The sequence below is a fragment of the Streptomyces sp. NPDC006739 genome, assembly GCF_042869815.1.
In the GTDB taxonomy this organism is placed as follows: domain Bacteria; phylum Actinomycetota; class Actinomycetes; order Streptomycetales; family Streptomycetaceae; genus Streptomyces.
Genome location: NZ_JBIAGM010000036.1, coordinates 33,984 through 47,696, shown reverse-complemented (window position 1 = coordinate 47,696; position 13,713 = coordinate 33,984). Strand labels below are relative to the sequence as shown.

14 protein-coding genes are annotated in these 13,713 nt (G+C 71.1%); 11 read left to right on the top strand and 3 right to left on the bottom strand.

The window, feature by feature from the left end; genetic code table 11:
• Positions 1–88 precede the first annotated feature (88 nt).
• On the top strand, positions 89–682 hold the full coding sequence (locus tag ACFYMM_RS39650; protein WP_388396444.1) for an MFS transporter: 594 nt from the start codon (positions 89–91) through the stop codon (positions 680–682).
• 7 nt (positions 683–689) lie between these two features.
• Here ACFYMM_RS39650 and ACFYMM_RS39645 read toward each other — a convergent pair whose 3' ends face one another.
• Positions 690–1,187 carry a MarR family winged helix-turn-helix transcriptional regulator gene (locus ACFYMM_RS39645; protein WP_388396441.1) on the bottom strand — a complete coding sequence of 166 codons (498 nt, stop codon included), beginning with the start codon at positions 1,185–1,187 and terminating at the stop codon, positions 690–692.
• A 132-nt stretch (positions 1,188–1,319) separates the two neighbouring features.
• Between ACFYMM_RS39645 and ACFYMM_RS39640 the strand changes: the two genes are divergently transcribed.
• The 3 genes from ACFYMM_RS39640 to ACFYMM_RS39630 all read left to right on the top strand — a co-directional run bounded on the left by ACFYMM_RS39640 (position 1,320) and on the right by ACFYMM_RS39630 (position 3,027).
• Positions 1,320–1,658: a YnfA family protein gene (locus ACFYMM_RS39640; protein ID WP_388396438.1), complete on the top strand. Its 339-nt coding sequence runs from the start codon at positions 1,320–1,322 to the stop codon at positions 1,656–1,658.
• 130 nt (positions 1,659–1,788) lie between these two features.
• On the top strand, positions 1,789–2,565 hold the full coding sequence (locus ACFYMM_RS39635; RefSeq protein WP_388396436.1) for an SDR family NAD(P)-dependent oxidoreductase: 777 nt from the start codon (positions 1,789–1,791) through the stop codon (positions 2,563–2,565).
• Positions 2,566–2,598: 33 nt separating this feature from the next.
• On the top strand, positions 2,599–3,027 hold the full coding sequence (locus ACFYMM_RS39630) for a tyrosine-protein phosphatase (protein ID WP_388396433.1): 429 nt from the start codon (positions 2,599–2,601) through the stop codon (positions 3,025–3,027).
• A 40-nt stretch (positions 3,028–3,067) separates the two neighbouring features.
• Here ACFYMM_RS39630 and ACFYMM_RS39625 read toward each other — a convergent pair whose 3' ends face one another.
• Positions 3,068–4,261 carry an RtcB family protein gene (locus tag ACFYMM_RS39625; protein WP_388396431.1) on the bottom strand — a complete coding sequence of 398 codons (1,194 nt, stop codon included), beginning with the start codon at positions 4,259–4,261 and terminating at the stop codon, positions 3,068–3,070.
• Positions 4,262–4,476: 215 nt separating this feature from the next.
• Between ACFYMM_RS39625 and ACFYMM_RS39620 the strand changes: the two genes are divergently transcribed.
• The 3 genes from ACFYMM_RS39620 (at position 4,477) to ACFYMM_RS39610 (ending at position 7,759) form a co-directional block, all read left to right on the top strand.
• On the top strand, positions 4,477–5,331 hold the full coding sequence (locus ACFYMM_RS39620; protein ID WP_388396468.1) for a DUF3558 domain-containing protein: 855 nt from the start codon (positions 4,477–4,479) through the stop codon (positions 5,329–5,331).
• 126 nt (positions 5,332–5,457) lie between these two features.
• A complete protein-coding gene (locus ACFYMM_RS39615; protein ID WP_388396429.1) occupies positions 5,458–6,357 on the top strand; it encodes a DUF3558 domain-containing protein in 900 nt (299 codons plus the stop codon).
• A 124-nt stretch (positions 6,358–6,481) separates the two neighbouring features.
• Complete coding sequence (locus ACFYMM_RS39610) at positions 6,482–7,759, top strand: DUF2637 domain-containing protein (RefSeq protein WP_388396426.1); 1,278 nt, start codon at positions 6,482–6,484, stop codon at positions 7,757–7,759.
• Positions 7,760–7,861: 102 nt separating this feature from the next.
• Here the strand turns inward: ACFYMM_RS39610 and lysS are convergent, their stop codons facing one another.
• The gene (gene lysS, locus ACFYMM_RS39605; protein WP_388396423.1) at positions 7,862–9,607 is read right to left on the bottom strand and encodes a lysine--tRNA ligase; all 1,746 of its coding nucleotides are present in this window, start codon (positions 9,605–9,607) and stop codon (positions 7,862–7,864) included.
• A 126-nt stretch (positions 9,608–9,733) separates the two neighbouring features.
• Between lysS and argS the strand changes: the two genes are divergently transcribed.
• The 4 genes from argS (at position 9,734) to ACFYMM_RS39585 (ending at position 13,712) form a co-directional block, all read left to right on the top strand.
• On the top strand, positions 9,734–11,503 hold the full coding sequence (argS, locus tag ACFYMM_RS39600) for an arginine--tRNA ligase (RefSeq protein ID WP_388396420.1): 1,770 nt from the start codon (positions 9,734–9,736) through the stop codon (positions 11,501–11,503).
• A gap of 205 nt (positions 11,504–11,708) precedes the next feature.
• On the top strand, positions 11,709–12,212 hold the full coding sequence (locus ACFYMM_RS39595) for a hypothetical protein (RefSeq protein WP_388396417.1): 504 nt from the start codon (positions 11,709–11,711) through the stop codon (positions 12,210–12,212).
• Between the two features lie 100 nt (positions 12,213–12,312).
• Positions 12,313–12,708 carry a hypothetical protein gene (locus ACFYMM_RS39590; protein ID WP_388396415.1) on the top strand — a complete coding sequence of 132 codons (396 nt, stop codon included), beginning with the start codon at positions 12,313–12,315 and terminating at the stop codon, positions 12,706–12,708.
• A gap of 95 nt (positions 12,709–12,803) precedes the next feature.
• Entirely contained in the window at positions 12,804–13,712 is a 909-nt protein-coding gene (locus ACFYMM_RS39585) for a DUF4253 domain-containing protein (RefSeq protein ID WP_388396412.1), read from the top strand.
• Position 13,713: the final 1 nt, after the last annotated feature.

Sequence of the window (13,713 nt, the reverse complement as noted above, 5' to 3'; positions counted from 1 at the left end):
TTGACCGTTCAACTATACCCCTCCAACGGAAGCCGGTCCGGCGGTATTCCCCTTGACCCGGCACGGCGTCGCCGGGACATTTATCTGCGTGACACAGATACTGCATGACGTAGGCAAACCTGCGGCACCTTCCGCCCGCGCCCGCTGGGCGATCCTCGGCGTCGTCCTCGCGGCCGACGTCCTCGACCTCCTCGACTCGACCATCACCAACATCGCCGCCCCGACCATCACCCACGACCTCGGCGGCGGACCCGGCCTCGTCCAGTGGCTCGGCGCCTCCTACACCCTCGCGCTCGGCGTGCTGCTCGTCCCCGGCGGACGGCTCGGCGACAAGTACGGGCGCCGGCGCCTCTTCCTCGCCGGACTCGCCGGATTCCTCGCCGCGTCACTGGCCTGCGGGCTCGCCCCGGACCCCGCCGTCCTCGTCGTCGCCCGGCCGGCACAGGGCGCCTGCGGCGCGCTCGTCGTCCCGCAGGGCTTCGGCATCCTCAACGCGGTCCAGCAACTCGCCAACGCCCTCGGCGCCGCCGCCGTCACCGCGGTGTACTTCCACACGGCCCGCCACGGCGAGACCCACGCCATGAACACGAGCCTCATCGTGGTCATGGCGGCCGTCGCCCTGTGTCTGGCGCTCGTCCCCCTGCTGCCCCGCAAGGCACCGCAGGAGCAGCACCATGAGTAAGGGGCTGCTAGGGGGTGTTCCGGGGCCGGTCCCTCAGGCGCGCGACCTGTCGGCCGGTGAACTCGACAGTCCGTCTCATGTGCCCGACCACGGTGGCGAGTTCGGTGTCGTCCAGGTCGTCGAAGAGCGTGGACCAGTCACCGGCCAGTCCCTCCCACAGCCTCCCGAACTCGGCGATGCGCTCCGGCACGGTCGCCACGAGCACCCGGCGCCGGTCGGCCGCGTCCCGCCGCCGCTCGACGTACCCGGCCCGCTCCAGCCGGTCCACCAGCCGGGTCGCCGACCCGGTCGTCAGCCCCGTCAGCTCCGCTACCCGCCCCGTCGTCACCGGCTCCGCCTCCAGGGTGAGCAGGTTCAGGCACTGCAGATCGGTGGGGTGCAGCCCGAGGCGGTCGGCGACGGCCTGGTTGAACAGGGCGTACGACGCCATGTACCGGCGGGAGACGGTGGACAGTTCCGCGAGCAGCCGGGCCCGCCCGGCCCCGCCCCCTGTGCTCCCCGCCATCCGTGCTCCCTCGCTCCCGCTGGTCCGTCGTCCCCGTGGTGCGCAGATCGTACGACGGGCAGCGGCGGCGGGCCGAAGGCGCGCGAGACGGCCCCCGAAGGCGCGCGGACCCGCCCGTGCGAAGCTGCCCGCATGCTCATCCTCCGCTCCGCCGCCCTGTTCGTCGTCGCCGCGCTGTTCGAGATCGGCGGCGCCTGGCTGGTCTGGCAGGGCGTACGGGAGCACCGGGGCTGGCTGTGGGCGGCCGGCGGCGTCCTCGCCCTCGGCGCGTACGGCTTCGTCGCCACGTTCCAGCCGGACGCCCACTTCGGCCGCATCCTCGCCGCGTACGGCGGTGTCTTCGTCGCGGGCTCCCTCCTGTGGGGCGCCGTCGCCGACGGCTACCGCCCGGACCGCTGGGACATCACGGGGGCACTGATCTGTCTGGCGGGAATGGCGGTGATCATGTGGTCTCCGCGTGGCGGGTCATGAGGGCGCCCGCGCGGCTTGCGCCCGGAAGCACGCCGCTCCGGGGCACCGCACCGGCACCGGCCCCACCGGCCCGGTCACCTACCCTGGACGCCGAAACCGTACGCACGCACGCCACGCCCGAGGAGCACCCATGGCCCCCGCCCCGTCCGCAGCGTCCCGCATCGCCGTGGTCACCGGTGCGAGCAGCGGAATCGGTGCCGCCACGGCCCGCCGCCTCGCCGCCGCCGGCTACCGCGTCGTCCTCACCGCCCGCCGCAAGGACCGTGTCGAGGCGCTCGCCGAGGAGATCACCGCGGCCGGCCACTCCGCCGTGGCCTACCCCCTGGACGTGACCGACCGCGCGGCCGTGGACGAGTTCGCGACGGCGTTCCAGACCATCGGCGTCCTGGTCAACAACGCCGGCGGCGCCCTCGGCGCCGACCCGGTGGCCAGCGGCGACCCGGACGACTGGCGCACGATGTACGAGACGAACGTCATCGGCACCCTCAACCTCACCCAGGCCCTCCTGCCCCGGCTGGAGGCGAGCGGCGACGGCACGGTGGTGGTCGTCTCCTCCACGGCGGGCCACGGCACCTACGAGGGCGGCGCGGGCTACGTCGCCGCCAAGCACGGCGCCCACGTCCTCGCCGAGACCCTGCGCCTGGAGATCGTCGGCAAGCCGGTCCGGGTCATCGAGATCGCGCCCGGCATGGTCCGGACCGACGAGTTCGCCCTGACCCGCTTCGGCGGCGACGCGGAGAAGGCCGCGAAGGTCTACGAGGGCGTCGCCGAGCCCCTCACCGCCGACGACGTGGCCGACACGATCGTCTGGACGGTGACCCGCCCCAGCCACGTCAACGTCGACCTCCTGGTCGTCCGCCCGCGCGCCCAGGCCTCCAACACCAAGGTGCACCGGGAACACCGGTGATGCACCGGCCACGAACAAGGCAGACTCACCCGGGTGGACCGACACATACCGTTCTCCCGCCTGCGCAACTTCCGTGACCTGGGCGGCTATCCGACGCAGGACGGCCGCCTGCGCGTCCGCCCCGGCCGCCTCTACCGCGCCGGCTCACTGGGCGGACTGAGCGAGGGCACCCCCGACTGGGACCGGGGCCCCCGCCCCCCGGACGCCGGCTACATCCACCGCCTGATGACGACCCCGCACACGGCCCCGCCCGGAACGGGCCGCCGCATGCTGCGGGAAGCGGAGTCCCGCATCGCCGCGACGGGCCGCCCCTACGCCCGCCTCGACTGCCTCGCCGCCAACCCCCGTCTGCGCGCCTACTACGAGTCGGCGGGCTACCGGGTGGTCGGCGAACGACCGGTCGAGGACGGCGGCACGGGCAGCCCGTACGCGGTGACGTTGCTGGAGAAGCGGCTGAACTGACCCATGGCCATCAGCCCTTCGCGCGGTGACCCGGGACCCCTCAGCCCTTCACGCAGACGACCTGCTTCAGCTTCGCGACGACCTCCACGAGGTCCCGCTGCTGGTCGATGACCTGCTCGATCGGCTTGTAGGCCCCGGGGATCTCGTCGACGACACCGGAGTCCTTGCGGCACTCGACGCCCCGCGTCTGCTCCTCCAGGTCCTTCGTCGAGAAGCGGCGCTTGGCCGCGTTGCGGCTCATGCGCCGGCCGGCGCCGTGCGAGGCCGAGTTGAAGGACTTCGCGTTGCCGAGGCCCTTCACGATGTACGACCCGGTGCCCATCGAGCCGGGAATGATCCCGTACTCACCGGAACCCGCGCGGATCGCGCCCTTGCGGGTCACGAGCAGGTCCATGCCCTCGTACCGCTCCTCGCTCACGTAGTTGTGGTGGCAGGAGATCTCCGGCTCGAAGGCCGGCTTCGCCTTCCTGAACTCCTTGCGGATCACGTCCTTCAGGAGCGCCATCATGATCGTGCGGTTGTACTTGGCGTACTCCTGCGCCCAGAACAGATCGTTGCGGTAGGCCGCCATCTGCGGGGTGTCCGCCACGAAGACGGCGAGGTCGCGGTCGATCAGGCCCTGGTTGTGCGGGAGGCTCTGGGCCACGCCGATGTGGTGGTCGGCGAGTTCCTTGCCGATGTTCCGGGATCCGGAGTGCAGCATGAGCCACAGCGAACCGGCCGAATCCAGGCAGATCTCGACGAAGTGGTTTCCCGAGCCCAGGGTTCCCATCTGCTTTTCCGCGCGATCGTGACGGAACCTGACCGCCTCGGCCACACCGTCGAACCGCCCCCAGAACTCGTCCCATCCGGCGGTGGCCAGCCCGTGGAACAGTCCCGGCTCGACGGGATCGTCATGCATCCCCCGCCCCACCGGAATGGCCTCCTCGACCTTCGAGCGCAGCCGCGACAGGTCCCCCGGCAGGTCGTTCGCCGTCAGTGACGTCTTCACCGCCGACATCCCGCAGCCGATGTCCACCCCGACCGCGGCCGGGCAGACGGCCCCCCGCATCGCGATGACCGAGCCGACCGTCGCACCCTTGCCGTAGTGCACGTCCGGCATGACCGCCAGCCCCTTGATCCACGGCAGGGTGGCGACGTTGCGGAGCTGCTGCAGGGCCACGTCCTCGACCGTCGCGGGGTCGGTCCACATCCGGATCGGAACCTTCGCGCCCGGCATCTCCACGTACGACATGTCTTCCTCATTCCCCCGTACAACACAACAAAAGTCTTAGAAACAGCAAAACGCAAAAGCGGCGCCAAGGTCAGTGAAAAGGGACAGGGGACCGGCGTCCACCGCAGTGCGTGCGATACACATTGTCTCCAGGGGGCGCCCCGCTGCGGCAAGCGAATAACCAGCGGGGACACTGGATGACCGGTCGAACGGACACCGTCGAGAGGAGCCTGACCGTGCTGCGGAAGGCGTATGTACCCGGCACCGCCGCCCTCCTCGCGGCGCTGCTCGCCGGCTGCACGAGCGGCAAGGGCACCGGCACCCCGACCGACAACGCCAACCCGGGCGACGCCGGCACGGTGACCGCGGCCGCCCAACCCGGCAAGTACCGCACCCTGCCCGAACCCTGCGGCGCCGTCGGCCACGACTCCCTCGACTCCCTCCTGCCCGGCATCAAGCAGATCGCCGACCCCGACCAGCGCGAGAAGGCCTACGAGGGCGAGGCGGAGCTGACCTACGACACCGACCGCAAGGTGGGCTGCCACTGGAAGGTCGAGTCCCCCGGCGCGACCGACCGCCTGATGGTCGACTTCGAGCGCGTGGTGTCGTACGACAACGCGGTCAGCGACGACAGCCAGGCGCAGCAGCTCTTCGCGGAGAGGGAGACGGCCGCCGACCTCCCCGCACCCAGCACCACCACGGCCTCCCCGTCGACCCCGGCCGGCCCCTCGTCCTCCTCCAGCCCCTCCGGTCCCTCCGCGGCGGCGGCATCCACCGCGCCGGCCACGCCCGCCGCGAGCGGTGACCCGAGCGCGTCCGCGTCGGCCTCCCCCACGGGCACCCCGGCCGACCTCCAGCCGCGTGCCCTCACCGACCTCGGTGACGAGGCGTACATCGACGACCAGCTCGGCGGCTCCGGTTCGGCGGCCGAACCGCGCACCGTGACTGTGGTGTTCCGCACGTCCAACGTCCTGGTGACCATCGAGTACGAGGAGCAGCCGATGGCCACCGGAACCGTCCCCGACAGCAAGGAAATGCAGGACAGGGCGCGGAATCTGGCGGCCCGACTGGCCGACGCGCTCAACGGCTGACGGTCCCTTCCGCCCCGTCCTCCCGCGCACGCGAAGACCGCGAACCAAAACAGCACAGCTCCTTCACCGCGTACGGTGGGCCCGCAGGAACCCGCACGAACACCGAGCGTCATGAGTGAAGGAACCATGCAGCGAGCAGACCAGCGAGACGACCGTGCCCTCCGTGACCTGCGTGCCAAGCGCCTGAGCCGCGTTCTTGTCGCCGCGGCCGCCGTCCCCGTGGTGCTGATCGCCGCCGGCTGCTCCTCGGACTCCGGCAAGGGCAAGAGCGCCGGCCCCGGCACCGAGACGCGAGCGAGCGGCGGCGGCAGTTCGGTGCCGGAGGCCGGGTCCTCCCCCTCCGTGCAGGCGGCGGCGTACCAGAAGCTTCCCGAGCCGTGCGGGGTGCTGTCGAAGGGCACGCTGACCGATCTGGTGCCGCAGGGCGTCACGTCGGGCAAGAAGGGCTCGTCGGACGACACCGCCTCCCGTGCCAGCTGCTCCTGGAGCAGCCTGGCCAACAACGGGGTCAAGGGCTCGCAGTTCCGCTGGCTCAACGTCTCCCTCCTCCGTTTCGACTCCGACGCCGGCCGCGGCGCGGGCGACCAGCAGGCGCACGCGTACTACACGCAGCAGGTCAAGGACGCCCAGGCGGTGAGCGGCGCGAAGAACTCCACCTCCGAGCCGGTCACCGGGGCGGGCGACGAGGCGACGGCCGTGCGCTACGACCTGAAGAAGAAGGAAGGCGACTTCAAGCAGCAGACGGTCGTGGCCCGCGTCGAGAACGTCGTGGTCACCCTCGACTACAACGGCGCCGGTCTCGCGGGCGAGCAGACCCCGAACGCGGACGACCTGACGAAGGCGGCGGAGAAGGCGGCCAAGGAGGTGGTGGGGGCGGTCTCGTCGGCCAACGGCGGCGGCTCGGCGACCACCGCCCCGTCGCAGTCCGCGTCCAAGTCCCCGGCCGCGTCGGCGTCCCCGTCGGGCAGCACGTCCCCGAAGCCGGCCGCCAAGTCGCCCTCGGCGTCGGCCTCTTCGAAGAGCTGACCCTACGGGCCGGCCCTGAGCCGACGGTGGGCCCGACCGTCCGGCCCACCCACCGACACCACGTTCGCCGCACACGTGTGCCACTCTGTTGCGCGCAACAACACGCAATGGGAGGGGAGTACGAGTGGCCGCGCCACTGCAGCTGACTCGGATGCACCGCGTTCTCATCGGCGTGGTCGTGACCGGCGCCATGATCATCGCCGGCATCGGCTTCGCCGGTTCGTACGCGGCCGTCCGTGAGCTGGCCATCAAGAAGGGCTTCGGGAACTTCTCCTATGTGTTCCCGGTGGGCATCGACGCGGGCATCTGCGTGCTCCTCGCCCTGGACCTGCTGCTGACCTGGATCCGCATCCCCTTCCCGCTGCTGCGCCAGACCGCATGGCTGCTGACGGCGGCGACGATCGCCTTCAACGGAGCCGCCGCCTGGCCGGACCCGCTCGGGGTGGGGATGCACGCGGTGATCCCGATCCTGTTCGTGGTCGCCGTCGAGGCGGCCCGGCACGCCATCGGCCGCATCGCCGACATCACCGCCGACAAGCACATGGAGGGCGTCCGCCTCACCCGCTGGCTGCTCTCCCCGGTGCCCACGTTCCTCCTGTGGCGGCGCATGAAGCTGTGGGAGCTGCGCTCCTACGACCAGGTCATCAGGCTGGAGCAGGAACGTCTCGTCTACCAGGCCCGCCTCCACGCCCGCTTCGGCCGCGCCTGGCGCCGCAAGGCCCCGGTGGAGTCCCTGATGCCCTTGAGGCTGGCGAGGTACGGGGTGCCGCTGGCGGAGACGGCCCCGGCGGGGCTGGCGGCGGCGGGCATAGAGCCGGCGCTGCTGCCCCCGGCGCCGCAGCCCAAGCCCCAGCCCCAGCTGTCGGCCGCGGAAGCCGCCGCGGTCGCCGGTGACCCCGAGGAGGCGCCCGAGCCGCAGCGGGCCGCGCCCCCGGGCGATCAGCGCCCCGACGCCGGCCCCCGGCAGGCGGACGAGGCACAGGGCCCGGACGAGAGCCCGTGGTTCCAGGCACCGCCCCCTCAGCAGGTCCCGTACCAGGGCGGCTACGACCCCACCTACGACCCGCAGTACGACCCGCAGTACGACCCTCAGTACGAGCCTCAGTACGAGCCTCAGTACGAGCCCGAGGAACAGTACGAGGACACCGGCAGCTTCCCGATCCCGGTGGGTCCCAACCGCACCCGCGAACTGGGCGAGGGCGGCGGCACCGAACCCGACGAGGAGGCCTTCTACCAGGTCTTCCGCCAGTCGATAAACGGCAGTTACCCGACCCCCGGCCAGTTCGGCGACAACGTGAAGGCCGAGTTCGGCATCAGCCTTCCCGACCCGGACGCCAAGCGCATGGTCAGCACCTTCACCAACCGCTTCAACGCGGAACTGGAGGAGGACCACATCGCCTAGCCGACCGGAGCACGCGGCGAACACGACGCACGCGGCGAACCGGCGGAAGCGGCGCACGGGAAGGCGCCCGGTGCCTCTCGGCACCGGGCGCCTTCCCGTCGACTACTCCCCGAGCAGGGCCCGCACCCGCTCCTGTCCCACCGCCAGCAGCAGCGTGGGCAGCCGCGGCCCGGTGTCCCGGCCGACGAGCAGGTGGTAGAGCAGCGCGAAGAACGACCGCTGGGCCGTCTTGATCTCCGCCGGAAGCTCCTTGGGCGTGGCGTCGGCCGGGAACCCGGCCTGCACCTTGGGCACGCCGTAGACGAGGTGGGTCAGCCCGTCGAGCGACCAGTGCTCGGCGAGCCCGTCGAGCAGCAGCCGCAGCGAGTGCTGGGACGCCTCGTCGAGCGACTTCAGCAGCTCGGCGTCGGGCTCGTCGCGGACGATGGTGCGCTGGTCGGCGGGCACCTGGGTGTTGATCCAGGCCTCGGCCCGGTCGTAGCGGGGCCGGGCCTCGTCCAGCGAACCGATCGGGTTGGCCGGGTCCAGCTCGCTGAGGATGCGCAGCGCCTGGTCCTGGTGCCCGGCGGTGACGTCGGCGACGGAGGCCAGCGTGCGGTACGGCAGCGGGTGGGGTGTCTTCGGCAGTTCACCGGCGGCGGTGCCGACGGCACGGGAGTGGGCGGCGACGTCGGCCGGCAGGGCGGAGCCGTCGGCGACCTTGCCGACGAGCTTGTCCCACTCGTCGTAGAGCCGCTGGATCTCCTGGTCGAAGGCGATCTTGAAGGACTGGTTGGGCCTGCGGCGGGCGTAGAGCCAGCGCAGGATCTGGGGCTCCATGATCTTCAGGGCGTCGGCCGGGGTGGGCACACCGCCCCGCGAGGACGACATCTTCGCCATGCCGCTGATGCCCACGAAGGCGTACATGGGCCCGATCGGCTGCTTGCCCCCGAAGATCCCGACGATCTGGCCGCCCACCTGGAACGAGGACCCCGGGGACGAGTGGTCGACACCGGAGGGCTCGAAGACGACGCCCTCGTACGCCCACCGCATCGGCCAGTCGACCTTCCAGACCAGCTTGCCGCGGTTGAACTCGCTCAGCCGGACGGTCTCGGCGAAGCCGCAGGCCGTGCAGGTGTACGACAGCTCGGTGCTGTCGTCGTCGTAGGAGGTGACCGTGGTGAGGTCCTTGCCGCACCCGCCGCAGTACGGCTTGTACGGGAAGTACCCGGCCGAGCCGGAGGAGCCGTCGTCCTCGGCGGCCGCGCCCGAGCCCTCCTCGGCCTCCAGTTCGGCCTCGTCCACGGCCTTCTGCTGGGGCTTCTTGCCGCCGCTCTTCGGCTTGGTCCGGTACTGGGCGAGGATCGCGTCGATGTCACCGCGGTGCTTCATCGCGTGCAGGACCTGCTCGCGGTACACCCCGGAGGTGTACTGCGCGGTCTGGCTGATCCCGTCGAACTCCACGCCGAGTTCGGCCAGCGACTCGACCATCGCGGCCTTGAAGTGCTCGGCCCAGTTCGGGTACGACGACCCCTTGGGCGCGGGCACGGAGGTCAGCGGCTTGCCGATGTGCTCGGCCCAGGACTCGTCGACCCCGGCGACACCGGCCGGCACCTTGCGGTAGCGGTCGTAGTCGTCCCAGGAGATGAGGTGGCGTACCTGACGGCCGCGCCGGCGGACCTCGTCGGCGACCAGGTGCGGGGTCATCACCTCGCGGAGGTTGCCCAGGTGGATGGGTCCGGAGGGGGAGAGTCCGGACGCGACGACGACGGGTTTGCCCGGGGCTCGGCGCTCCGACTCCTCGATGACGTCATCCGCGAAACGGGAGACCCAGTCGGCGGTCTCGGTGCTCTGAGCCACGATCGGCACGTCCTTCTTTCTGAACGGGGTGACACCTCATTCTCCCAGACCGCACGGCGGCCGGGAAAACCCCTTTACCTCCCATGGGATACTGGCTGGGTCTATCCATTCCACGAGGAGAACGGCACCCACTCCATGGCCTCGGTCACGTCCCTCAGCGATTTCGTCCAGCAGCACCTCGCGTCCGCCCTCTCGGCCACCCTGCCCGAGGCCGCCGGCGCGGACCCGCTGCTGCGACGAAGCGACCGGGCCGACTACCAGGCCAACGGGATCCTGGCCCTGGCCAAGAAGGCGAAGGCGAACCCGCGGGAGCTGGCGACGCAGGTCGTGACCGCCGTCGTCACCGGTGACGTGATCAAGGACATCGAGGTCTCCGGCCCCGGCTTCCTGAACATCACGCTCACGGACAAGGCGATCACCGAGACCCTGGCCGCGCGGTACGCGGACGAGTCCGGCCGCCTCGGTGTGCCGTACGCCGCGAACCCGGGCACCACCGTCATCGACTACGCCCAGCCCAACGTGGCGAAGGAGATGCACGTCGGCCACCTGCGGTCCGCGGTGATCGGCGACGCGTCGGTGCGGCTGCTGGAGTTCACCGGGGAAACGGTCGTACGACGGCACCACATCGGCGACTGGGGCACCCAGTTCGGCATGCTCATCCAGTACCTGGACGAGCACCCGCACGAGCTGGACCACAAGGCCGCCCGGGTGACCGGCGAGGAGGCGATGTCGAACCTCGACCGCCTCTACAAGGCCGCGCGCAGGCTCTTCGACTCCGACGAGGAGTTCAAGACCAGGGCCCGGCGCCGGGTCGTCGACCTCCAGGCCGGTGACCCGCACACCCTCGCGACCTGGCAGAAGTTCGTCGACGAGTCGAAGATCTACTTCTTCTCCGTCTTCGAGAAGCTGGACATGGAGGTCCGGGACGCGGACATCGTCGGCGAGTCGGGTTACAACGACATGCTCGCCGAGACCTGCCGCCTCCTGGAGGAGTCGGGTGTCGCCGTCCGCTCCGAGGGCGCCCTCTGCGTCTTCTTCGAGGACGTCAAGGGCCCCGACGGCAACCCGGTCCCGCTGATCGTGCAGAAGTCGGACGGCGGCTACGGCTACGCGGCCACCGACCTCTCGGCGATCCGCGACCGCGTCTTCAACCTGAAGGCGAACACCCTCCTGTACGTCGTCGACGCCCGGCAGGCCCTGCACTTCCGGATGGTCTTCGAGACCGCCCGGCGGGCCGGCTGGCTGAACGACGACGTGTCGGCGGTGCAGTTGGCCTTCGGCACGGTCCTCGGCAAGGACGGCAAGCCGTTCAAGACCCGTGAGGGCGAGACGGTGAAGCTGGAGGACCTCCTCGACGAGGCGGTCCAGCGGGCGACCGCCGTGGTGCGGGAGAAGGCCGAGAAGGTGGGCCTGACCGAGCAGGAGATCGTCGAGAACGGCCGGTACGTGGGCATCGGCGCGGTCAAGTACGCGGACCTGTCCACGTCCGCCGTGCGGGACTACAAGTTCGACCTGGACCAGATGGTCTCGCTGAACGGCGACACGTCCGTCTACCTCCAGTACGCCTACGCCCGTGTCCAGTCGATCCTCCGCAAGGCCGGCGAGGCCCGCCCGACGGCCCACCCGGAGCTGGAACTGGCCCCGGCCGAGCGGGCGTTGGGCCTGCACCTGGACCAGTTCGCGGAGACGGTGCTGGAGGTGGCCGCCGCCTACGAGCCGCACAAGCTGGCGGCGTACCTCTACCAGCTGGCCTCGCTGCTGACGACGTTCTACGACCAGTGCCCGGTGCTGAAGGCCGACACCCCGGAGCAGACGGAGAACCGCCTGTTCCTGGTCGACCTCACGGCCCGCACGCTGCACCGCGGAATGACGCTGCTCGGCATCAGGACACCCGAACGTCTCTGACCCGCCCATCGGCCCGCCGCCTTCGGCCTCGACCTGTTCTCGCGGGTCGAGGCCGTTGTCGTGACACCCGCCAGGGGCGTCCGAACGGAGCAAGATCGAAATGCGGTGGCCGCCGAACGCCTCGACGATGGCTGTGCAGGGCGGAGCGCGAAGCCTGTGACGGCCGAGCACTCCGCCGAGTCATGCGCCAACGAGAGAGGTAAACATGACGACGACGACGGAGACCCCCACGCGGGAGAAGGCAGGAGTCGGCACCGAAGGCGCCGGCGAGGAGTCCACCATCAGTCCCCTCCTGCTGGCAGCCCTGCTGGCCCGTCGTGAGGAGCGCGGGGAGGAGCCGATCATCGAGCACCCGCTGCTGCTCGCCGCACTGATGCAGCGCCGCCAGGAGCGCGGGGGCGAGTCCGGGATCCAGCACCCCCTCCTCCTCGCCGCACTCATGCACCGCCGTGAGGAACGCGAGGAATCGGGCATCGAGCACCCGCTCCTGCTCGCCGCACTGATGCAGCGCCGCCAGGAGCGCGGGGGCGAGTCCGGGATCCAGCACCCCCTCCTCCTCGCCGCACTCATGCACCGCCGTGAGGAACGCGAGGAATCGGGCATCGAGCACCCGCTCCTGCTCGCCGCACTGATGCACCGCCGCCAGGAGCGCGGAGGCGAGTCCGGGATCCAGCACCCCCTCCTCCTCGCCGCACTCATGCAGCGCTAGGACGTCACGTCCCCTGCCCTCCGATGGTCGCGCTCGCGACGTCGGAGGGCAGGTCCCGTACGGCAATCGAAGACTCGATCGAAGACTCGAAGGAACCACAATGGCAGCTGAGTCCGGCGGAGAAGCGGAGCGGGATCCCCTGGAGACCTTCATCGACGAGGTCTTCGAGGAAATGGTGCGCGAGGCCGGGATTCCGCGTGGCGGCATCAGTAGCAGGCACGGGAAGGATCCGATGGCGGCGGCCCTGGTGGAGGCTGCCATGACATCCCTGTCGCAGTCGGCGTCCTCCCGGTCCTCGGAACTGGAGAGAGCGCTGTTCGCGCAGGCTCTCGCGACGGCGTTGGCTGAGTCCCTCGCCCCCGCCCTGGCCGATGCACTGGCCTCGGAGATCATGAAGGTCCTGACCCACCACGCGGGCGTGAAGGGCGACAGCGCACACCAAACTGTCGGGGCCACCGGCCGCAACCGCCGCGGTTCCGGCGACGGGAACCCCTGAGCGGATCGTCCGTCCGCGTCCGGGGGACCGCGACCGTCCCGAGCGGCCCTCCGGATCCATCACTCATGTCAGTGCCTCCCCCTAGAGTCACCGGCATGGCGACTCTTCCCAATCCGCTGCCCACCCTCGCGACCGACCCCAGCGGTCGTTCCCTCGGGCTTCGGCTCCCGCCCGGGAGACTGATCGACGACACCGAAGAAGGCTCCTGGCACGAGCCGTTGCTGTGGCACGCGGACGTCTCCGCCGCACCCGGTGCGTGGAAGGCGCTCGGCGGCCCCGCCGCGCGGGCGGGGCTGCTGCCCCTGCTCGTGGACGTGGAGGGTGAGCAGGGCGGGCCCGCCACCTGGGAGTTGATGCCGGGTGAGATGTCGTACCCGGGTGACCACGACGCCGACGCCGTCCTCGCCGAGTACTGGGAGGACATCGCGGAGGAACTGGGCGCGGAGGAACTGGGCGCGGAGGAACTGGGCGCGGAGGAACTGGGCGCCGAGGAAACGGGCGGGGCGGAGCCGAGCGGGGCGGCACCGGACGGGCTTGGAGGTCCCCTCGGGGGTGAGTGGCCCGGCCTGGCGCCCCCCGCACCCGACCGCACCGTCGCCCCGGACGTCCACGCCGCCCGCGTCGCCGACTCGCTGGCCGACGGCACCCTGCCCTGGTGCGAGGAGCCCCGCCTGGCCCTGGTCCCGGCCCGCCGGTCTGCCGACCTGCCGGCGGCGATCGGCTGGACCGGCCCGCTGAACCACGAGAACGACGTCGCCCGGCTCTGCGCGGTGCTGCGCTCCTGGGAGGACCGCTTCGGCATACGGGTCGTGGCCCTCGGCTTCGACAGCCTGGTCGTCTCCGTCGCCGCCCCGCCGGCCACCCCGGCGCAGGCCGGGGCCATCGCCGCCGAGCACCTCGCCTTCTGCCCGGACGCCGTCACCCAGGACGACGGCACGGTCGACCTCCCCGGCTACGCCAAGGAGTTGGTCGGCGCGCCCCACTGGTCCTTCTGGTGGGACTGAG